We start from the raw sequence: 18,834 nt of genomic DNA on the forward strand, positions 1-18,834 counted from the left end.
GAGCTCGCCAGTACGGTCAGCGGCCCGGCATCAGCACCGTGCTGATCATCCTTTTCTCGCGATGTGGGCTGCGGCCGTTGGTGATTCGTGAGGTGATCACCGCGGCCAGCTCGCTGCGCAACTCCGCGAACTCGTCGTCGGTCAACCACAGGGCGGCCTGGGTGAACGCCACACCGTCCTCGGCCACGTCGGCGTCCGGTGCTGCGAGGTAGCGGTCGAAGTCGGCCATCAGCATCGCGCAGAACGCCGCGAACGCACGGCGGTGGTCGTCCGGGCTGAGCTGCCGGGCCTCCTCGGGTGTCACCGCGGCGCTGGGAAGGTGAAGCCGGAAGGTGCGTTCGACGGCCCCGCGGACGCGCCGTTCGTGCGCCACCTCGAGGACCCCGGCGCCGGCCAGTGTCGCGATGTGCCGGTACAGCGATGCGGCGGGCACGTCGGGAAGTTCGGCGCGCAACTGGCCTGCGGTCAATTCGCTGCCATCCAACAAAGCCTGGACGACGCGCATGCGCGCGGGATGCAAGAGGACGTCGAGGAACGGCATGCCCCCATTATCGACGATGGTATTATTCTCAATATTGAGAAAGGGGAAATCATGGCAGAACTGCGACGGGTCGGAGACGAGGTGGAGGTGCGCCTGTCGACCCTTGAGAAGATCGCCGGGATGCGCCGGGACTTCCGGGTGCCGGTCTCGGCCGTGACCGATGTGGCGGTAATCGACCAGCCCATGGCGGCCGTGACGGGCGTCCGCGCCCCGGGCGCACACGTCCCCGGTCGGGTCAAGATCGGCACGTGGCGTGGGCGAGACGGCAAGACCTTTGCGAGCGCACGCGCCGGCGTCCCCGCGGTCCGCGTGGATCTGGTGGGGCAGCCATTCCGTCAACTGGTCATCAGCGTTCCTGACGCCAAGACGGTGGCCGACCGGATCCGCTAGGGCACCCGAACCGACTCGATGGTCACCCGGGTGGCCGGCTCTCCGTCCTGGGAGCCGCCCCGGGTCCCGGCCGCGGCGATCTTGTCCAGCGCCGCAAGGCCTTTGGCGTCGATGGTGCCGAAGACCGTGTACTGCGGCGGCAGCATCGAGTCGTCATAGATCAAGAAGAACTGGCTGCCGTTGGTCCCGAGGCCCGAGTTCGCCATGGCGAGCGTGCCCCGCGGGTACACCACGTCGGCCTTCAGTGCGGGATCGGCCATCCGGTACTGGTTGCTCGGATACTCGTTCGGGAACCGGTATCCGGGCCCGCCGGTCCCCGTCGCACTCGGGTCGCCGCACTGGAGTAGTCGTAGTTCGGGCTCGACCGTCAGCCGATGGCACCGGGTGTCGTCGAAATAGCCCTGTTCGGCAAGGCTGGTGAAGTTGCGAACCGTGCACGGTGACTTCGCGTTGTCGAGTTCGACGCCGATGTCGCCGCGGTCGGTGACGATGGTCGCCGGAATTGAGGGGGGAGTGGTGGCGGTGCGGCCGGTCTGCGGCGGCGTCACGGGTCTGCTCGCCGGTTCGGTGGTCGCGGGATATTGGCAGTTGGAGCCCAGCGTGGCCGGGGGCGCGAACGGCGGCAGCGGCTGCTGCACCGTCGGCGCATCGGGACGCGGTGAATTCCTGCCCTGGGCGTCGAAGCGCTCCAGGCTGGCGGCCAGCCCCACCACCAGGATGACGCTGACCACCACGACCACGACCGTCATCGCGATCACGAGATAGCTGATCACCAGCCCGGCGATCGCCAGGCCACGGCCCTCTTCACCGGACCTCTTGATCTGTGACAGCGACATGTGGCCGAAGACGATCCCCAGCGGTGCGAACAGAAACGCGCACACCAGCGACACCACGGCCAGCGAATTCGTGGACCGCGGCGGCGGGTAGCCGCCCGGGTAGACGCCGTAACCCGTTGGGTACGGCTGGTTCTCGCCGTAGGGCGACGGGCTGGTCACCCTCGTCGTCCCCGTGTCAGGGGTCGACGCGGAGCGACTTGATCGTCACGGCGTCCTTGGGATTCCCGTCGGGTCCGCCGTCGGCCGTGCCGGCTGCGGCGACCTTGTCCAGGGTCGCGAGCCCGGTGTCGTCGATCGTGCCGAACACGGTGTAGTTCGGCGGCAGCTGCGAATCCTTGTAGACGAGGAAGAACTGGCTGCCGTTGGTGCCGGGGCCGGCGTTGGCCATCGCCAGCGTGCCGCGGGGGTAGACGACAGGCTGCTGCAGCGCCGGGTCATCGGGCTGGAACTGGTTCACCGGGTACTCGTCGGCGAATGAGTAACCGGGCCCGCCCGTGCCCTCGCCGGTCGGGTCACCGCACTGCAGCACCCCGAGCGAGTCGCTGGTCGTGAGGCGATGGCACACCGTGTCGTCGAAGTAGCCCTGCTGGGCCAGGCTCACGAAGCTGTTGACGGTGCACGGCGTCTTGCCGTTGTCGAGCTGCAGGCCGATGTTGCCCTGGCTGGTCTCCAGGCTGGCGCTGACGGTCTGCTCGTCGGTCGGCACCTCGCCGGTGCGCGGCGCCCGGTTCGGCTTGCTGGCGGGCTCCGCCGTGGGGTATTGGCAGTTGCTGCCCAGGCCTTCCGGGGCGGCGAACTCGGGGAGCGGCCCCACGTCGGCGGGCGGCGGGACGTCGAAGGGGGACGACGTCGTCGGCGTCGACGTCGACGTCGAGGCGGACGCCGTCTGGGTGTCCGAATCGCGGTTGGTGACCACGACGGTGAAGACCACCGCAGCGATCACCACGACGGCGGCCACCGCGGATCCGATGATCGTGTAGAGGCGGCGCTTGCGTTCCCGCTCGGCTCGATGCTCGATCTGCCGTTCGAGCTTGCGCTTGGCATTCGCTCGCCGTTGTTCGTTCGTCGGCACGGCCGGTGTCCTCCTCGCAGTAGATCCGGTCGGCACCGAGTGTGCCAGTTGTCACTGAGTGCGGGCCTCCCGACCCTCGTGAACTGGCCTGCGACCTGGCCATGGGAAGCTGGGAGCCGTGTTGATCACCGGATTTCCGGCTGGCATGTTGGCGTGCAACTGCTACGTGCTGGCCCCGCGGCAGGGCGCCGACGCCATCGTCGTCGACCCTGGCCAGCGGGCCATGGGCCCGCTGCGGCGAATTCTGGACGAGAACCGCCTCACCCCCGCCGCGGTACTGCTCACCCACGGCCACCTCGATCACATGTGGTCCGCGCAGAAGGTCTCCGACACCTACGGCTGCCCGACCTTCATCCACCCCGCCGACCGGTACATGCTCTCGGACCCGATCAAGGGGTTCGGCCAGGGGTTCTTCGCCGGTCTGGGCCGGCTGGCGGTGGGGGCGATGTTCCGCGAGCCCAGGCAGGTCCTCGAACTCGACCGCGACGGCGACAAGATCGAGCTGGGCGGCATCACGGTGGCCGTGGACCACACGCCCGGACACACCAAGGGCTCGGTGGTGTTCCGGGTCGCGGGAGACTCCGGTGGCGCCGACTCGGTCGCCTTCACCGGCGACACGCTGTTCCAGCAGACGGTCGGGCGCACCGACCTCCCTGGCGGCAGCGGACGTGACCTGCTGGAGTCGATCGTGACAAAACTATTGGTGCTCGACGACGACACCCTGGTATTACCGGGACACGGCGAGCGGACCACCATCGGCCAGGAACGCCACACCAACCCATTCCTCGAAGGTCTGACCCCGTGACTGAGATCTCCCAGAAAACACCCACCTCGTTCGCGGCGCCCAAGGGCGTCCCCGACTACTACCCGCCCGACTCGGCACAGTTCGTCGCCGTGCGCAGCGGGCTGCTCGACGCCGCCCGCCGAGCCGGGTACGGCGACATCGAGCTGCCGATCTTCGAGGACACCGCGCTGTTCGCCCGTGGGGTGGGGGAGTCCACCGACGTGGTGTCCAAGGAGATGTACACATTCGCCGACCGCGGCGAGCGCTCGGTGACGCTGCGCCCCGAGGGCACCGCGGGCGTCATGCGGGCGGTCATCGAGCACGGCCTCGATCGCGGTCAGCTGCCGGTGAAGCTGTGCTACTCGGGACCGTTCTTCCGCTACGAGCGGCCGCAGGCCGGCCGGTACCGGCAGTTGCAGCAGGTCGGGGTCGAGGCGATCGGGGTGGACGACCCCGCGCTGGATGCCGAGGTCATCGCGGTCGCCGACGCCGGTTTCCGGTCGCTGGGCCTTGACGGCTTCCGGTTGGAGATCACGTCGCTGGGCGATGACAGCTGCCGCCCGCAGTATCGGGAGTTGTTGCAGGAGTACCTGTTTCGGTTGGATCTCGACGACGAGACCCGGCGCCGGGCGGAGATCAACCCGCTGCGGGTGCTCGACGACAAGCGCCCGGCGATGAAGGAGATGACGGCCGACGCGCCGGTCATGCTCGACTATCTCTCCGATGCGGCCAAGGAGCACTTCGACACGGTGCTGGCCCACCTGGACGCGCTGGGGGTGCCGTACGTGATCAATCCGCGGATGGTGCGCGGGTTGGACTACTACACGAAGACGACGTTCGAGTTCGTCCATGACGGGCTCGGCGCGCAGTCGGGCATCGGTGGCGGCGGCCGGTACGACGGGTTGATGGCGCAGCTCGGTGGGCGGGACCTGTCCGGGATCGGTTTCGGGCTGGGTGTGGACCGGGCGCTGCTGGCGCTGCGCGCCGAGGGAAAGACGGTCGGCGAGACGGCGCGGGTGGACGTGTACGCGGTCCCGATGGGTGCCGACGCCAAGGTGCGGCTCGCGGTGCTGGCGGCCCAGCTGCGCGCTGCGGGTGTGCGGGTCGACCTGGCGTACGGCGACCGCAGCCTCAAGGGCGCGATGAAGGGTGCTGACCGATCCGGTGCGTCGATCGCACTGGTGGCCGGCGACCGTGACCTGGAGGCCGGCACCGTCGGGGTGAAGAGCCTGGGTACGGGGGAGCAGGTCGACGTCGCCATCGATGATGTTGTCGCCGAGGTGCTTTCGCGTCTCGGGTGGGTCGAGGGCCGCGTCAGCGGTCGGACGCCGCTCGGCGGGACATAAAGGCCTGCGCCGCGGCGGCAACGACGGCCAGCGCGCCCAACGCCCCCAGCGTGATCGTCCACAGCCGTCGATCCTCGATGTCCATGTCGCACAGCCGGCTGAAATTCGCGTCGCTGACCAGGTCGCCGAGCACAAGGGCATTCGCCGCGCTGGCATCGTCGTTGGCGCGAGCGGCCGACAGGTCGGGAGCGATCGCGCTTCCGCAGCTGATGACCTCTCCGTCCGCAGTCACCGACACGGGTGTGAACAGGCCGACGATGCCGACGAGCAGAGCCACTGCGCCCAGACCCGCGATTACCAATCGCAACTTCATGTGCACCCCGGTACCCGTATTCGGCAACTTGATACGTCGGGGTGGGTTTTCGCGCGGACTCGGTATGAGCCCGCGGCGCTCGGGTACTTCTCCGCATGGACACTCCACTGGCGGCCCGGGCAGCGCGACACCCCGTACGGCCACGGTGGGCGGCTGCGGTGATGTCCGTGCCTCTGATGGTGGCGGGGTGCTCCACGGGCTACGACGCACTGGGAACCCAGACCGCTCAGGTGCTGGTCAACGGCAGCATGACTGCAGAACACACTCGTGTCACATGTGACCAGGTGCAGTGGGTGTGGTTCATCGACAGTGTCCAGGAGAGTCCAGGTTTCACCGCGCAGGTCCGCACCGGCGACACCGTGGCGGCCCGGCTGGTTCGGATCGAGAACCTGGGGGGCTTCACCGGCAGCTCCTGGAACGCCGCCGTCACGGCACCGTCGACTCCATCATCAGTCGGCGCGGACGCCGAAATCGCGGACGGCACCTTCACCATCACGGGAACCGCGATGGGGTTCTACCAGGACGATCCCGCAGAAATCGCCACCGCCAGTTTCGAGATCCGCACAGACTGCTGACAGCATTACCGCCCTGGCGCTACCGACGGGTGGCGGAAGGCCGTGCGGTGGAACGTCACCGCTGTTGAATCGGGCAGGCCTCCACCGGCACCGGGAACGTGAGGTCGCCTGCCCGCTCGAAATGGAAGGTGACATCGGCGCTGGTGGCCGGTACCAGATCTGGGTCCAACCGGTCCAGCAGCACCGGCGGTCCGCTCGCATCGCCGGCACCCGGTTCTGCGTTGGGCTCACCGAAGCTGACCGCGGACTTGGGCGGGATCGCCACGCTACCGATGACTCGCGCTTGCTCCCCCGCACCTGTCGATATTCCGAGAAGGCGCTCGGTCTCGGCCGGACGGTTGTTCGTGATCGTGAACCGCATGGCACCGCCGGCGTTGAGCTGGATCGCGCACTGGCCAGGCACATAGGCCGGCACGATGTACGCGTTCTCCACCGAGGTGTCGTCGGTGTGTGACCCCGATCCGCGATTGGACGAGTCCAAGACCGGATCCTCACCGCAGCCGGCGACGGACATCGTCAGCGCTGCCGTGCCCGCCAACACCGAGCCACTTCTGCGTAACTTCGTTGATCTCATCGACTCCTCCGTTCCCCGCCGCGCGGTTCTGATACCCCACTGCGCGTATTCGTCTGCGAAAGCCGAGGCGCCTACGTGAGGAAGGTAAGAGCGACCTGTGGTAGTCGTGCGATTCGCGTGAGCGTTCCCACGTCGCGCTGCCTAAACACCCGGCTGTGATTGCGATTACGCAACGATTACGCCCCGGCCCGGTTTCCACGCCCCACCCGGGTAGGCGGTTTGCAGGTTATTTGCGGAAGCCGCCCCGTCGCTTCTGCGCCGCACAGGGAAGGCTGTCATGACCGTCGCAGAGCGCATCGGAGAACGAACCGAGGCTGCCACCCGCCGCCCCGACTGGACGAACATTGAGGATCAGTTGCTGTCGATGGCAGAGTGCGGCGACGCCGCTGAGCGCCGCCGCCGCCGCGGACACATCATCACTGAATGCCTGCCACTCGCCGATCACATCGCCTACCGGTTCGCCGGCCGGGGTGAGCCGTCGGACGACCTGATACAGGTCGCCCGCATCGGTCTTGTCAAAAGCGTCGACCGGTACGTTCCGGGCAGAGGCCGTTTCATGGCGTTCGCGTTGCCGACGATCCGGGGCGAGGTGCGCCGACACTTCCGCGACGCCACCTGGTCGATGCGGGTCCCGCGCAGGGTTCAGGAGACGCAACTCAGGATGCGGCGCACCGTGGAGGAACTCTCCCAGCGGTTGAACCGACCACCGACGGATCCAGAGATTGCGCGCGAACTCGGCGTCGGCGAGGACGAAGTCGCCCAAAGTCAGTCCGCGCACTGGGCCTATCGCCCCGTATCGCTCGACGCGCCCCGGGGTGACTTCCAGGAAGGCGGTACCAGTATCGGCGAGTCGCAGGGAGTGGACGATCCGGGTTTCGATTCGATCGAGGACCTCATCGTTCTCAGGGAAGTCATTGCTGAACTGGATCCTCGTCGTCGGGCAATCTTGGGCATGCGCTTCTTCGATTGTCTGACACAACGAGAAATCGCTCTGCGCCTGAACATCTCGCAGGTCCAGGTCTCGCGCCTCCTGGACGGCACATTGACACGGCTCCGGCAACGACTCTATGTCGACGTGCCCGTCGTCGTCTGTCTTCTCGCGCCCGCTGCAGTCACCTTCTGAAGTTCACGACGAAAGTAGTTGACTACCATGTGGTTTGATTCCTGGGCAGACGTCGTCAGAGTGGTGTCGGTCGGAGCGGCGGCCTACGTCACCGTGATCGTCATCCTCCGGTTGACGGGTAAGCGCACGCTGGCCAAACTCAACGCATTCGATCTGGTGGTCACTGTCGCCGTCGGTTCCACGCTCGCCACGATCCTGCTCAACTCCGACGTGTCCTTCGTGGAGGGCGCGACAGCACTGGCGCTGCTGGCGACACTGCAGTTCGTGGCCGCGACCGTTGCCTCACGACTCAACGCCGGACGTTCCGTCCTGACCGCCAGGCCGACTCTTCTTGTGTCGCAGGGCCGCTTGCTCGACGACGCGTTGACGTCGCAGCGGGTGAGCGTCGATGAAATCCGGCAGGTGATTCGGTCGTCGGGACAGGGTGACGTCAGCCAAGTGGTCGCTGTGGTGCTGGAGTCCGACGGTTCGCTCAGCGTGATCACCGCGGACAAGATCGGCGATGGCTCGGCGCTCTCCGGCGTGCAGAGCACCCCGGTGGACGATGGTCGGACGAAATGATGGGCCTTGACAATTGAACCCGGTTCCGCGGGATTGCGTGTCACCGACGTGCCCGATCCGGATACAGGTTTCGACGCGTCAGCGGACAGTATGGGTGGGCGCCGCCTGGCCGGGACAGGTTGGTGCTCGGGCGAATCGCTGGGCCACGTCGCACACCGTCGGGGGTAGACACCGAACGGGGTATCACACAGGTCGACGGCTGCAGCAGCGAATGATGTTTTATTCCAACCAATTACGCCGTTGAAGTGGGAGCCGGTTCGACCCACGACTGTTGCTGGTCGCCGGAGCTGGACCGATAGGTCTGCTCGCCGCCTTGCTCGGAGTGCAGCGCGGACTGGACGTGCACGCACTGGACCGGGTGATAGACGGCCCCAAGCCGCTCGGTGCGACCTATCACCACCAACCCGTGGACGACCTTGCCGCTCGTCTGCAGCCCGATGTGATCATCGAAGCGACCGGCGCCGGCGAGGTGGTCATCGCCGCGATGGCGACCACTGCGCGCTACGGCATCGTGTACCTGACTGGGATGTCGCCCGCCGGCCGAACCGTGCACATCGACGCGGACGCGCTGAAACGCGACATCGTGCTGGAAAACGATGCCGTGGTGGGATCGATGAACTCCAACACAAGGCACTCCCGCCCTGCCGCACAAGCGTTGTCACACCGCGCGACGGATGCGTTCATCCCCGCGACGGCGACATCAAGGTCGCCATCGATATCTCGGATGTCTGACCAGGGCTGCCAATCGGGTCTCGCGCTATTCGGTGAGCACAGACCGAGCGCTCAGGTCGCCGGCCAGCGCCGCTGCAACGCGTCCCGCACGTGTTGGACGAGTTGATCCAGCCGGTGGCGATCGGTGCCGTCAAAATTCTGTTCAGCGACAGTGGTTTCCAGCCTTCGCAGCCGATCGACAACGGCTTGCCGGTGCTCCGGAAGAACCACGACCCAGGCCAACTCCCTAAGCATCGACAGCAATCGCGCCAGCACGGCGGGGTCGCTGGCACCATAAAGCTGGGGCTGGGCACAAACCAGGTCGAGCAGGTCTGGCAGATCCGGGCGCGCAAGCACCACCCGCAGCACGTCGTCGTTGTCCCGCAGCGGCCGGCGCCCCAACTGGTACCTGGCGAGTTCGCACAGCGTTGCGCTGCACGAATTGAGACCGTGTATCGCGGTGGTGGGGTCGTTGATGCCGGGGCTCAGAGCGCGAACCACCACATCTGTGAGCTGACGAAGTCCGTAACCGATGTCCTGGGTCGCGGTACGTTCGATGCCGGTACTGAGCGCCCCGGACACGCAGTCGCGCAACCGCGACAATCGCTCGTCGGCGAAGGACGCACCCGACTCCCCGGCGGGCCAGCACAACGCCACCGGGACACCCGCCAGCACGTCCGATCCGACCGGGCGGTCGACCCAGATCACCGCGTCCGCCTCGACCGCCGCCGCAAGCAGCGCCTGCTCGTCGACCTCGACGAGGAAACCCGACGAACTGGCGGTGATCAACGAGGCGGAGGCGGGTGGGCGAGGCGCGACGTCGTGGTCCGGGGTGTCGTCGAGCAGATCCAGCATGCGATGGGCGGTCTTCTCGATGTCCGAAGAGACGTGGTCGAGCATGGTCTCGATGCGGATCTGCCGGACCAGATGCCCGAGGAACAGGACGAGCGCCAGCACGCTGGCCATGGCCAGCAGGTAGGCCACGGTCACCGCGATCTGCGGGACGAACTCCGCCCCCGAGTCGCCGTCGTTGCGGACGGTACGCAGAACAGTCAGCGCGTACACGAAGGTCGCGAGGAACAGTGCCAGGGTGCGTTGGACGAACCGATCTGCGGCGAATGTCCGCAGCAGCCGCGGCGTGTACTGGCTGCTGGCCAGCTGCAGTGTGACCACGGTCAGCGAGAAGGTCAGTGAGGTGACGGTGATCAGTGATGTCGCGACGGCGCCGAGTACTTCCCTCGCTGCGTCGGCTCCGCCACCGAACAGGTAGGCGGACAAAGTCGGGGGCATCTGTGTGTCGAGAGTGCCGTCGAGTTCGGGAATGGCGATACCGGCGAGGATCGCGATGACGACGCCCAGCGCTGGTACAGGCCAAAGCCGGCTGCGCCACGCGTCGACGAATACCGTGCGTCGTTGCCGGAGCGCTTCCAAAGGCCCGGATCTGTCCTGGGAAGTGGTTCTGCCTCGGCTCATCGGCCGACGCTACCGGCCGCGCAATGTGGATCGGGGAAGGGCGCCCCCGCGGGGTGAGGTGACCACCAGGGGTGAACCGGCTCAGCGGTACGCCTGGAATGCTCGTCGATCAACGTCACAGGCGCTTCCGCGCGTCGAATATCTCGCAGGCCGCGCAACGACAGCCGGCCAATACAGAGTGCGGCGAGCGCACACGAGCCCAGCGCAGTGGGCGATTCGGAGCTTACGATGATGGCTGCCGGGCTGCTGTGCCCGCGTTGCGGATCGGATCGTCGGCTGCCCCCCTCTGGCTCACGGTGTCGTCTTCGCGCCACCCCACGGGCCCGGGGGCAAACACGACCACGGCGGTCAGCCATGGCGGCCACCCATGAGGGCGTTGAGCACCTGATCGAGGGTGCCGATGCCGCCGCCGAACGGGTTGCCCCGCTTGAGCACGTGGGCGCCTACGGGTGTCACCGCCACCAACGCCGATGAACTGGACGTGATCTGCATGCGGCGTTCGAAGCGAACCTGATCGAGCGGGGCGAGGATCTGGCCGGTGCCTGCGCGGTACACCCCGTGCGCGCGGTCGAACACTGCGACGGGGGTGAAGGAGCTCAACGGCCGGCGTCGTCTCCGGCGGATCCCCCTGACGGTTTGGAACATCCCGATACCGGCGACAACGCCCGCGGCGAGCATCACTGCGCCGACGATCCCGTACTGCGGCGCCATCGCGCCCACCGCGGCGGAGACGACAGATACGGTCCCGAACCCGCCGAACACCAGCGTGATGACCATGAGGACGAACGAAGCGATCTGCGCTGCCCCGTTGCCGCGATCGAGCACCAGAACGTCGGGCCCGCATTCGGCCACCACCAGACCGCCCTGTTCGGCGATGACGACGGGTTCCGGCGGGGTGCCCATCGATACAGACTCGCCGAATCGACCCGCGAGCGTTCATGATGTTGCGGATTTCTATGGCGTGTTGACCACGACAGTGCGACAAAAACCAATTTCGTTGGCGCGCGGATTTCTGTCCAAGTGTTTGCCAGGTAGTTTGCGACATCTCTATCGAGATGCGTCCAGTGGGCGAGGTACGCGACGCAGGAGAATTGACGCGAGCCTGTCCGCTGGGGCTTGGCGGGGGATTTCAGCGGAGTACGAGAGCAGTGAACAATGCTATTTACACTGTTCAAACCGGTTTTCCAAGGTGTCTGCAAGGAATAATTGACGCAGGTGTTACTCTTTCCCGAGTGCGTCCGACGTGCCGTGGATCACATTTGCCATGGCAAGCACCGCATGACCAGTCGTGTTTGCGCGGATGTAGTGATCGTATAGCTGTTCGAAGTACCTCGCTGAAATCGAGAGAGCAAGGAGCAACATTGGCCGCCTCCAGCCCCCGGAAACCGCGTCGTGCTCGGGGCCGCCATCGCAAGTCCAGTACCGCTACGACGACGACCTGCGCCCACTGGTTGGGCGTGGGCGCGGTCGGCATCGGATTGGCCGCCGCGGTCGTCGGTGGCCCGGGAGTCGGTGCGGCGGCTGCAGACGCCCCGACGAAAACCCGCGACCAGAGCACCGGCACCGACGACTCGGGCAGTCGCGACACCGATCGCCCCAGGGCAGATGGTGGACCGAGCGACCCGGTGTCGTCCTCCTCATCTGACGACACCGACACCGACACTGACAACGCCGACGTGGGCGTCGACGACACCGACGACACCGACGACACCGACGTGGACGACACCGACACCGACGTGGACGTCGACGAGACCGACGACTCGAGTGACGGTTCGGAACCGGAGTCCCCAGAGGATCCCGACGACGAAACCCTTTCGGCCCCAGAGGGTGACGATCCGGCAGTCGCTGAAGCGCCGGTGAAAACCAGAGCGAATCCGCGGCCGTCCGCCGCGACCGAACCGACCACCGCCGAGCCACCGGCAGCGAATCTGCCTGCGGCGGAACAGACTTCCGAGCCGGAGGCCACCGCCGGGCCGGGATCGGCAGCATCAACCAACAGCACCGCAGCCTCGTCGGGCGCGGGGACCGCGGCATCCGAAACCCCCACCGAAGGCGAGCAGACCGCGGCGGCACTCATCGCCATGGTCAAAGAGATCATGAAGCAATTCGGGGCCGCGCCGATCCCGGGTGATGACTCCGCGCCGGTGAACCCGATCGGCAACGCGCTCCAAGCCATGTGGCTTGCGGCCCGGCAGAATCAGGAGACTCGTGCCGCTGAGCGTGCGGCCGTGGCCACCGTCGTAGAACTGGCGACTGAAAAGACGTTGGCGCAGCTCGGCACATCGATCGGATGGATCCCCGGGGTGGGAACCGGCGTCTACGCCGTCAGCGCTCTGATGAATCTCGGCGCATTGGGCGCTGCTGTCCTGCGTGGCGACAGCGAGGACATCGCCGACGAGATCCGCGACCTCGGACGCGACCTGATCGGCCTGGTCCCGGTCATCGGAGCCCCCGTCGCCGGCAATCTGTACAGCGCGGATTCGTCGGCCTCGGCAGAGTCCGCACGCACGTCGATCATGGCGGCCGCGGCTGCTCCGGTGGGGTCGAACCAGCACTTCCTGGAGACCCTGGCCAGGGCGGTGACTCGGCTGGCGGGCTGGCCTGGCACGCCGCCGAAGAATTTCGTCGACATCACCAACTATCTGACCGACCACAGCCTCGACACCGCCAACAATCAGCTCGACGCCCTGATCGCAACAGCTTTTGCCGGCAGTCCGGCGGTGTGGCTCCCCGATCTCGGCAGGGTTCTCGGACTCTTCGTGCTCTCGGGAATTCCCGGCTACTCGTATACCGACAGTCTCAATGCGTGGGGCGACTTTCTGAACCGGGTCGTGCCCCCGTTCAAGATCGCGGACGGGGCGGGCGCCCTCGACATCATCTCGCCCTACAAGATCATGGGTGCCGCGGTGGTCGGGACGGCGACGGTCCTCCAAGACATGCTGAACGGCATCTACGACCCGGTTCAGTGGGAGATCCACGTCATCAAGGCCACCACGGGGGCGACCGTCACGGCGTCGGACCTCAACGACTTCAATTCACTTTCGGCAAAGGTCGTTGCCGCTCAGGCCGGCGCTCTGTTCGGTGGGGACGGGGGCGCGTTCGATGACCCGGCCAGGGCGTGGAACGTGACGCTTCCGACGTGGACCGCCGACCAGGTGAACCCGTACACGATCATGACCTACACCGCATTCGTCGGCATCTACAAGCGGTTTCAGGAAATGGCCGCCCTGCAGACCTATTCGACCACGACGACGTACGACAGCTGGCACTACAAGAACGCGTTGGGTCTCTACGCCGCCGGGACGTTCCACGTGCTCGATCAGGACGGCAACCCGGTCAAATTCTTCGGTGTGTCCCAAGGTGGGACGTTCACGTCGGCAACCAATGCGTTGGTCACCATCAACAACAGCACCGGTGGATTCACGTACACGCCGCCGGCGGTGTGGGACCCCAAGTTCCACGACGCGGCGTTCTTTCACAGGTCGACCTCGGAGAACGAGGACGACCGATACGACACCGTCCAGGTTCCGGTGCTGTCCGCGGACGGTGCCCCGTACACCCTCACGTTCCGGATCGAGATCATCGGAGGGACGAACGCCAACCCCACCGGGTCCGTCACGGTGACCGGAACCGACGCAGCGGGCGTGGTGAAGGGCAAGGTCAACGGCAGCGACTCCGACGGTGACACGCTGAAGTATTCGCTGGTGGGCTCGTCGGTCAACGGCCTGTCCGGCAACTCTGCGTACACCAAGAACGGCGCGAACAACGGCGGCATCGTCACGATCAATCCGACGACTGGCGACTTCACCTACGTCTCGAATGCGACGGCCGGCGCCAACCAGAGCTTCCAGGTGCAGATCAACGACGGCCATTTCGGCAACACCATCGTGACGGTCACGGTGCCTAACACCACCTCGGTCACCCCGGGCAACGTCAACACCTCGACGCAAAACGTCGTCACCGGGACACCGCCGGCCTCGACGAACAAGCCCGGCGCGTTCGTCAGCTACACGCTGGGGGCCTCGCCGACGAAGGGAAGCGTCACGTCCTTCAACCCGGTCACCGGCGCCTTCACGTACACGAGGAACGCGAGCCTGGGACACACCACAACGCCGGACGACATGGTGACGGTGATCGCCACTGATGCCGACGGCCGCCAGGTCACGCTGCGCATGGCTGTCGCGCCGACGGTGTCGAACGCCAATCCGACGGTGGTCCTGACCACGCAGCCGACGGTCGGCACGTTGTCGGGAACTACGCAGACCAGTACCGGAAAGCTCACGTATTCCGATGCGGACGGCGACACTCCGGTGTGGGCTACCGCCACATCGTCGCGCGGCGCCACCATCACTTTCGCCGCCGACGGCACGTTCACGTATACGAGCAATCTCACGGTGGCGCAGCGCCACGCTGTGGCCAGGATCGGAGCCGCGGGCAGCACCTACAACGGTGTCGCCCTCGCGGCGTGGGAGGACGCGTTCACCGCCACCGTCTCCGACGGATTCGGCGGTACCGCTCAGGTGACGGTGAAGGTCCCGATCTACGCGATCAACGCCAGTCCCACGATCGGCACCAACAGTCCGGCGTGTTTGTTTGGTACCTGTACTGCCACGGCCACCACGAACGACCCCGACGGCGACGATCTCAGCGGCAGCCTGAACACGTCGAACAACGGCACGGGCAGCCCGTGGTACACCCTCAGCAGGGGGTCGGTCACCATCAACGCCGGCAACCAGCACACCTTCAGCTGGACCGGCAACAGCAACGGCGCCGGCACCCAGCAAACCGGTATCCAGATCTACACCGTCTACGATGGCCACTACCGGGTCACCAACGGTGTCGTCGACACCACCTATTTCTCGCGTGCGTGGGTCCAGTGGAATAACACCACCAGGACCTTCGGCAACTGACTCCGCCCTGGCTCCTCACCGAACCTCGTTGCGAGCGTGCGCATTTGTCGGTAATTGCGCGGCGTGTCGCCCGCAGACACGCACGCTCGCGGGGTGAGGGGACCTAGATGGCCATCGCGGCGCGGACGTCGTCCTCGGACGCCGAACCGCCGGTGCCGCTGGAGGTGACCCGCCCGGCTTCGAGGATGTAGTAGCTCTGCGCCGATTCCAGCGCGAACCCGATGTGCTGCTCGACCAGGAGCACGCCGAGACCGCCGCGGGCTGTCAGTGCCGTGATGGCCTCCTCGATCTCGTGGACGACCGACGGTTGGATACCTTCGGTCGGCTCGTCGAGGATCAGACACTTGGGTGTGGTGATCAGCGCGCGCGCGATGGCGAGCTGCTGCCGCTGACCGCCCGAGAGCAGGCCCGCGCGCCGGGTCAGCAGTTCCTTCAACGCCGGGAACAGGTCCAGCTGTTCATCGATCAGTGCCTTGCCGTTCTTGCGACCGTCGGCGACCACCTGGAGGTTCTCGGCGGTGGTGAGCTGCCCGAACGACTGCTGGCCCTGCGGGACGTAGGCGAGGCCGCGTGACACCCGGGCGCTGGGTCGGAGCTTGGTGATGTCGTCACCGTCGAAAAGCACCTTGCCTGCAGTGCATTTCAGCAATCCGACGGCTGCGCGCAGCAGTGTCGTCTTGCCGGCGCCGTTGTGCCCCATCACGGCCGCGACTCCGTCGACGGGCACCTCGATGCTGACGCCGTGAATGACCTCGCTTCGGCCGTAACCGGTGTGGACGTCGACCAGTTGCAGCATCAGGAGTTCTCCTCGGCGAGTTCGATGCCGTCGGCCCCGGCCGCGGCGGTGCCCAGGTAGACCTCCTGGACCTTCGGGTTCGCCTGCACCTCGGCGACCGATCCTTCGGCGATCACCTGACCGCGCGCGAGCACGGTGACCGACGTCGCGAAGGCCCGCATGAAGTCCATGTCGTGCTCGACGACGACCACGGTGCGTTCGGCGCCGATGCGACGCAACAGGTTTCCGGTCTCTTCGCGTTCTTCGGTGCTCATGCCGGCGACCGGCTCGTCGAGCAGCAGCACGTCGGCGTTCTGCACCAGCAGCATGCCGATCTCCAGCCACTGCTTCTGTCCGTGCGCCAGCACCCCGGCGGGTTTGTCGGCCAGGTGGGTCAGCCCGATGGTGTGCAGCGCCTGTTCGATCGAAGGCAGGACGCCGTTGCGCCGGCGCATCAGCGTCCACACCGACCGGCCCGCGCCGGCGGCGATGTCCAGGTTCTGCAGGACGGTCAGCTGCTCGAAGACGCTGGCGGTCTGGAACGTGCGTCCCACACCCCGCCGGGCGATCTGGTGCACCTTCTTGCCGAGCAGTTCCACCCCGGACTTGTTGACCGAGCCGGATGCCGACACCAGGCCGGTGATCGCGTCGATCACCGTGGTCTTGCCCGCGCCGTTGGGGCCGATCAGGAACCGCAGATCACCCTGGAACAGGGTCAGGTCGACGTCGGTGACGGCCTTGAAGCCGTCGAAATCCACTGTCAGGCCCCGTACTTGGAGATACTGGGCGCCCATGCCGGCGTTCCCGCCGACGGTGGGCTCTCTGCCCGCGGTGCTTGCGTGCGCCTCGGTCATGAGCTGGCGCTCACCTTCTCTGCGTCGGGATCGGGATCGGGAGCCTTCGCGGGCGGTTCATCGCCGGTCTTGGCCTTGCGGCGGCGTTTGATGAGCACACCCAGCCCCGCGAGTCCGGCGGGGAAGAACCCGACGACCACGATGAACAGCAGGCCCTGCCCGTAGATCCACCCGGACGGGTACTGCTCGGAGAACAGGGTCTGCGCCCATGCCACCCCGATTGCACCCAGGACCGGGCCCAGCAGCGTGGTGCGTCCGCCGATCGCGACGCCGATGAGGAACGCGATGGACGGCAGGATCCCGACCTGTGAGGGCGCGATGAACCCGACGATGGGCGCGAACAGCGCACCGGCGATGCTCGCGAACAGTGCCGCGACCGCGTATGCCACCACCTTGATGTTGGCCGGGTCGTAGCCGAGGAAGCGCACGCGCTCCTCGCCGTCGCGCACTGCCACCAGCAACTCGCCGTAGCGACTCTGCATCAGCTGACGGACCACGGCGACGACGACGAGCAGCACCACCGCGGCGATGAAGTACAGCATCCGCCGGTTCACGGGATCGTTGAGCGTGAACCCGAAGAAGGTGCGAAATCTGTTGAGCCCGTTCGATCCGCCCAGGCTGGTCTGCCCTACCAACAGGATCGCCAGGGCGGCCGCGAGCGCCTGGGAGAGGATGGCGAAGTAGGCACCCTTGACCTTGCGCTTGAAGACGCCGAGGCCCAGCACCGCCGCGATCGCCGTCGGCACCAGCACGATGGCCAGCAGCGTGAAGACCGGCGACGCGAAAGGCGCCCAGTAGCCGGGCAGTTCGCGGACGCCCTGAATCTGCATGAAGTCGGGCACCTCGTCGCCGCGCACCTCCGCGTCGGCGATCTTGAGGTGCATGGCCATCATGTAGCCGCCGAGACCGAAGAACACGCCTTGGCCCAGGACCAGCATGCCGCCGCGACCCCAGGCCAGGCCGATGCCGGCGGCGACGATCGCAAAGCACAGGAACTTGCCCAGCAGGCTGAGCCGGAAGTCCGACAGCACCGCCGGCGCGATGACGAACAGCACCAGCGCGGCAATGCCGAAGCCGAGCCAGGTCTGCCAACGCCCGAGGAGTGTTCTCATACGAGGCTCCTTGTCCGCACCGTGAACAGGCCCTGGGGACGCACCTGCAGGAAGATGACGATGATCACGAAGACGATCACCTTGGCCAACGACGCCGTGGTGTTGTACTCGATGAACGAGTTCAAAAAGCCCAGAGCGAACGCTGCGATGACGGTGCCCTTGATCTGTCCGAGTCCGCCGACCACGACGACCAGGAACGCGTCGATCAGATAGCTCTGACCGATCGTCGGACTGGTGGAGCCGATCAGCGTCAACGCGACACCGGCGACGGCGGCAAGGCCGGAACCGATGAAGAATGTCGTGATATCGGTTCGGCGCGACGAAATACCGCTGGTCTCGGCAAGATCGCGGTTCTGCACCACGGCCCGGATCCGCCGACCCATCGGGCTCACCTTGAGCACGGCGGCCAGCACCGCGACGCAGACGACGGCCAGCACCAGGATGAAGATGCGTGTCTTGGGGACGACGGCGCCGAGGATCTCGATTCCGCCGGACAGCCACTCGGGTGCGATCACGTTCACCGCGGGTGCGCCGAACTGGTCCCGGGCGAACTGCTGCAGGATCAGTCCGACGCCGAAGGTGACCAACAGCGTGTCCAGCGGCCGGTGATACATCCGCTGGATCAGCGTCACCTCGAGGAGGACACCGAGCAGACCGCCGATGACGAATCCCAGTACCAGCGAGATGATCAGCGAGACACCGGTACTCGACACGATCTGCTGCACGACGTACGCCGTATAGCAGCCGGCCATGATGAACTCACCGTGCGCCATGTTGATGACGCCCATCTGGCCGAACGTCAGAGACAGTCCGAGTGCGGCCAGCAACAGGATCGAGCCGAGGCTCAATCCCGTTGCCAGCTGTCCGATTACGACATCCATATG

General features: G+C 66.4%; 19 protein-coding genes. 8 read left to right on the forward strand and 11 right to left on the reverse strand.

Going from position 1 to position 18,834, the window contains the following annotated elements; all coding sequences use genetic code 11:
• Positions 1–16: 16 nt before the first annotated feature.
• Entirely contained in the window at positions 17–541 is a 525-nt protein-coding gene (locus tag EL337_RS12040; protein ID WP_048634797.1) for a helix-turn-helix domain-containing protein, read from the reverse strand.
• Between the two features lie 51 nt (positions 542–592).
• On the opposite strand from EL337_RS12040, the gene EL337_RS12045 reads away from it, so the two are divergent.
• The gene (locus tag EL337_RS12045; protein WP_048634798.1) at positions 593–931 is read left to right on the forward strand and encodes a hypothetical protein; all 339 of its coding nucleotides are present in this window, start codon (positions 593–595) and stop codon (positions 929–931) included.
• On the opposite strand, the gene EL337_RS12050 is transcribed toward EL337_RS12045, so the two are convergent.
• Entirely contained in the window at positions 928–1,926 is a 999-nt protein-coding gene (locus EL337_RS12050) for a peptidylprolyl isomerase (RefSeq protein ID WP_048634799.1), read from the reverse strand. The genes EL337_RS12045 and EL337_RS12050 overlap by 4 nt on opposite strands.
• Before the next feature lie 16 nt (positions 1,927–1,942).
• Complete coding sequence (locus tag EL337_RS12055) at positions 1,943–2,839, reverse strand: peptidylprolyl isomerase (RefSeq protein WP_048634800.1); 897 nt, start codon at positions 2,837–2,839, stop codon at positions 1,943–1,945.
• Between the two features lie 118 nt (positions 2,840–2,957).
• Between EL337_RS12055 and EL337_RS12060 the strand changes: the two genes are divergently transcribed.
• Both EL337_RS12060 and hisS read left to right on the forward strand, forming a co-directional pair.
• Positions 2,958–3,644: an MBL fold metallo-hydrolase gene (locus tag EL337_RS12060; protein ID WP_048634801.1), complete on the forward strand. Its 687-nt coding sequence runs from the start codon at positions 2,958–2,960 to the stop codon at positions 3,642–3,644.
• A gap of 5 nt (positions 3,645–3,649) precedes the next feature.
• Positions 3,650–4,969 (forward strand): histidine--tRNA ligase, encoded by a 1,320-nt coding sequence (gene hisS, locus EL337_RS12065; protein WP_370737214.1) that lies wholly within the window; start codon positions 3,650–3,652, stop codon positions 4,967–4,969.
• Here hisS and EL337_RS12070 read toward each other — a convergent pair.
• The gene (locus EL337_RS12070) at positions 4,938–5,282 is read right to left on the reverse strand and encodes a hypothetical protein (protein WP_048634803.1); all 345 of its coding nucleotides are present in this window, start codon (positions 5,280–5,282) and stop codon (positions 4,938–4,940) included. The two genes, hisS and EL337_RS12070, sit on opposite strands and share 32 nt — an antisense overlap.
• A 161-nt stretch (positions 5,283–5,443) precedes the next feature.
• On the opposite strand from EL337_RS12070, the gene EL337_RS12075 reads away from it, so the two are divergent.
• A complete protein-coding gene (locus EL337_RS12075; RefSeq protein ID WP_232786899.1) occupies positions 5,444–5,857 on the forward strand; it encodes a lipoprotein LpqH in 414 nt (137 codons plus the stop codon).
• A 55-nt stretch (positions 5,858–5,912) separates the two neighbouring features.
• On the opposite strand, the gene EL337_RS12080 is transcribed toward EL337_RS12075, so the two are convergent.
• Positions 5,913–6,431 carry a copper chaperone PCu(A)C domain-containing protein gene (locus tag EL337_RS12080; RefSeq protein WP_048634805.1) on the reverse strand — a complete coding sequence of 173 codons (519 nt, stop codon included), beginning with the start codon at positions 6,429–6,431 and terminating at the stop codon, positions 5,913–5,915.
• Between the two features lie 277 nt (positions 6,432–6,708).
• Between EL337_RS12080 and EL337_RS12085 the strand changes: the two genes are divergently transcribed.
• From EL337_RS12085 to EL337_RS12095, 3 genes are all read left to right on the forward strand, one after another.
• Positions 6,709–7,554 (forward strand): SigB/SigF/SigG family RNA polymerase sigma factor, encoded by an 846-nt coding sequence (locus EL337_RS12085; RefSeq protein ID WP_053086867.1) that lies wholly within the window; start codon positions 6,709–6,711, stop codon positions 7,552–7,554.
• A gap of 27 nt (positions 7,555–7,581) precedes the next feature.
• The gene (locus tag EL337_RS12090) at positions 7,582–8,115 is read left to right on the forward strand and encodes a DUF421 domain-containing protein (protein ID WP_048634806.1); all 534 of its coding nucleotides are present in this window, start codon (positions 7,582–7,584) and stop codon (positions 8,113–8,115) included.
• A gap of 271 nt (positions 8,116–8,386) precedes the next feature.
• On the forward strand, positions 8,387–8,953 hold the full coding sequence (locus tag EL337_RS12095; protein ID WP_232786900.1) for an MDR/zinc-dependent alcohol dehydrogenase-like family protein: 567 nt from the start codon (positions 8,387–8,389) through the stop codon (positions 8,951–8,953).
• Here the strand turns inward: EL337_RS12095 and EL337_RS12100 are convergent.
• Together EL337_RS12100 and EL337_RS28895 are read right to left on the reverse strand one after the other, a co-directional pair.
• On the reverse strand, positions 8,899–10,299 hold the full coding sequence (locus EL337_RS12100; RefSeq protein WP_048634807.1) for a DUF2254 domain-containing protein: 1,401 nt from the start codon (positions 10,297–10,299) through the stop codon (positions 8,899–8,901). The two genes, EL337_RS12095 and EL337_RS12100, sit on opposite strands and share 55 nt — an antisense overlap.
• Positions 10,300–10,647: 348 nt before the next feature.
• Positions 10,648–11,202 (reverse strand): hypothetical protein, encoded by a 555-nt coding sequence (locus EL337_RS28895; protein ID WP_197724228.1) that lies wholly within the window; start codon positions 11,200–11,202, stop codon positions 10,648–10,650.
• 554 nt (positions 11,203–11,756) lie between these two features.
• Here EL337_RS28895 and EL337_RS12110 point away from each other — a divergent pair.
• Positions 11,757–15,209, forward strand: a complete 3,453-nt coding sequence (locus EL337_RS12110; protein ID WP_232786901.1) for an RHS repeat domain-containing protein — start codon at positions 11,757–11,759, stop codon at positions 15,207–15,209.
• A gap of 103 nt (positions 15,210–15,312) precedes the next feature.
• Here EL337_RS12110 and urtE read toward each other — a convergent pair whose 3' ends face one another.
• Genes urtE through urtB form a run of 4 tightly spaced genes read right to left on the reverse strand, consistent with a single transcriptional unit; the run spans position 15,313 to position 18,831 of the window.
• Positions 15,313–16,005 carry an urea ABC transporter ATP-binding subunit UrtE gene (urtE, locus tag EL337_RS12115; RefSeq protein WP_048634809.1) on the reverse strand — a complete coding sequence of 231 codons (693 nt, stop codon included), beginning with the start codon at positions 16,003–16,005 and terminating at the stop codon, positions 15,313–15,315.
• Positions 16,005–16,838, reverse strand: a complete 834-nt coding sequence (urtD, locus tag EL337_RS12120; RefSeq protein ID WP_048634810.1) for an urea ABC transporter ATP-binding protein UrtD — start codon at positions 16,836–16,838, stop codon at positions 16,005–16,007. Before urtD ends, urtE begins: the two co-directional genes overlap by 1 nt.
• Positions 16,835–17,950 (reverse strand): urea ABC transporter permease subunit UrtC, encoded by a 1,116-nt coding sequence (gene urtC / locus EL337_RS12125; protein ID WP_048634811.1) that lies wholly within the window; start codon positions 17,948–17,950, stop codon positions 16,835–16,837. Before urtC ends, urtD begins: the two co-directional genes overlap by 4 nt.
• Positions 17,947–18,831, reverse strand: coding sequence for an urea ABC transporter permease subunit UrtB (gene urtB, locus EL337_RS12130; RefSeq protein WP_048634812.1), 885 nt, complete (start codon positions 18,829–18,831; stop codon positions 17,947–17,949). Before urtB ends, urtC begins: the two co-directional genes overlap by 4 nt.
• Positions 18,832–18,834: the final 3 nt, after the last annotated feature.

This window comes from Mycolicibacterium aurum (genome assembly GCF_900637195.1).
Lineage (GTDB): Bacteria > Actinomycetota > Actinomycetes > Mycobacteriales > Mycobacteriaceae > Mycobacterium > Mycobacterium aurum.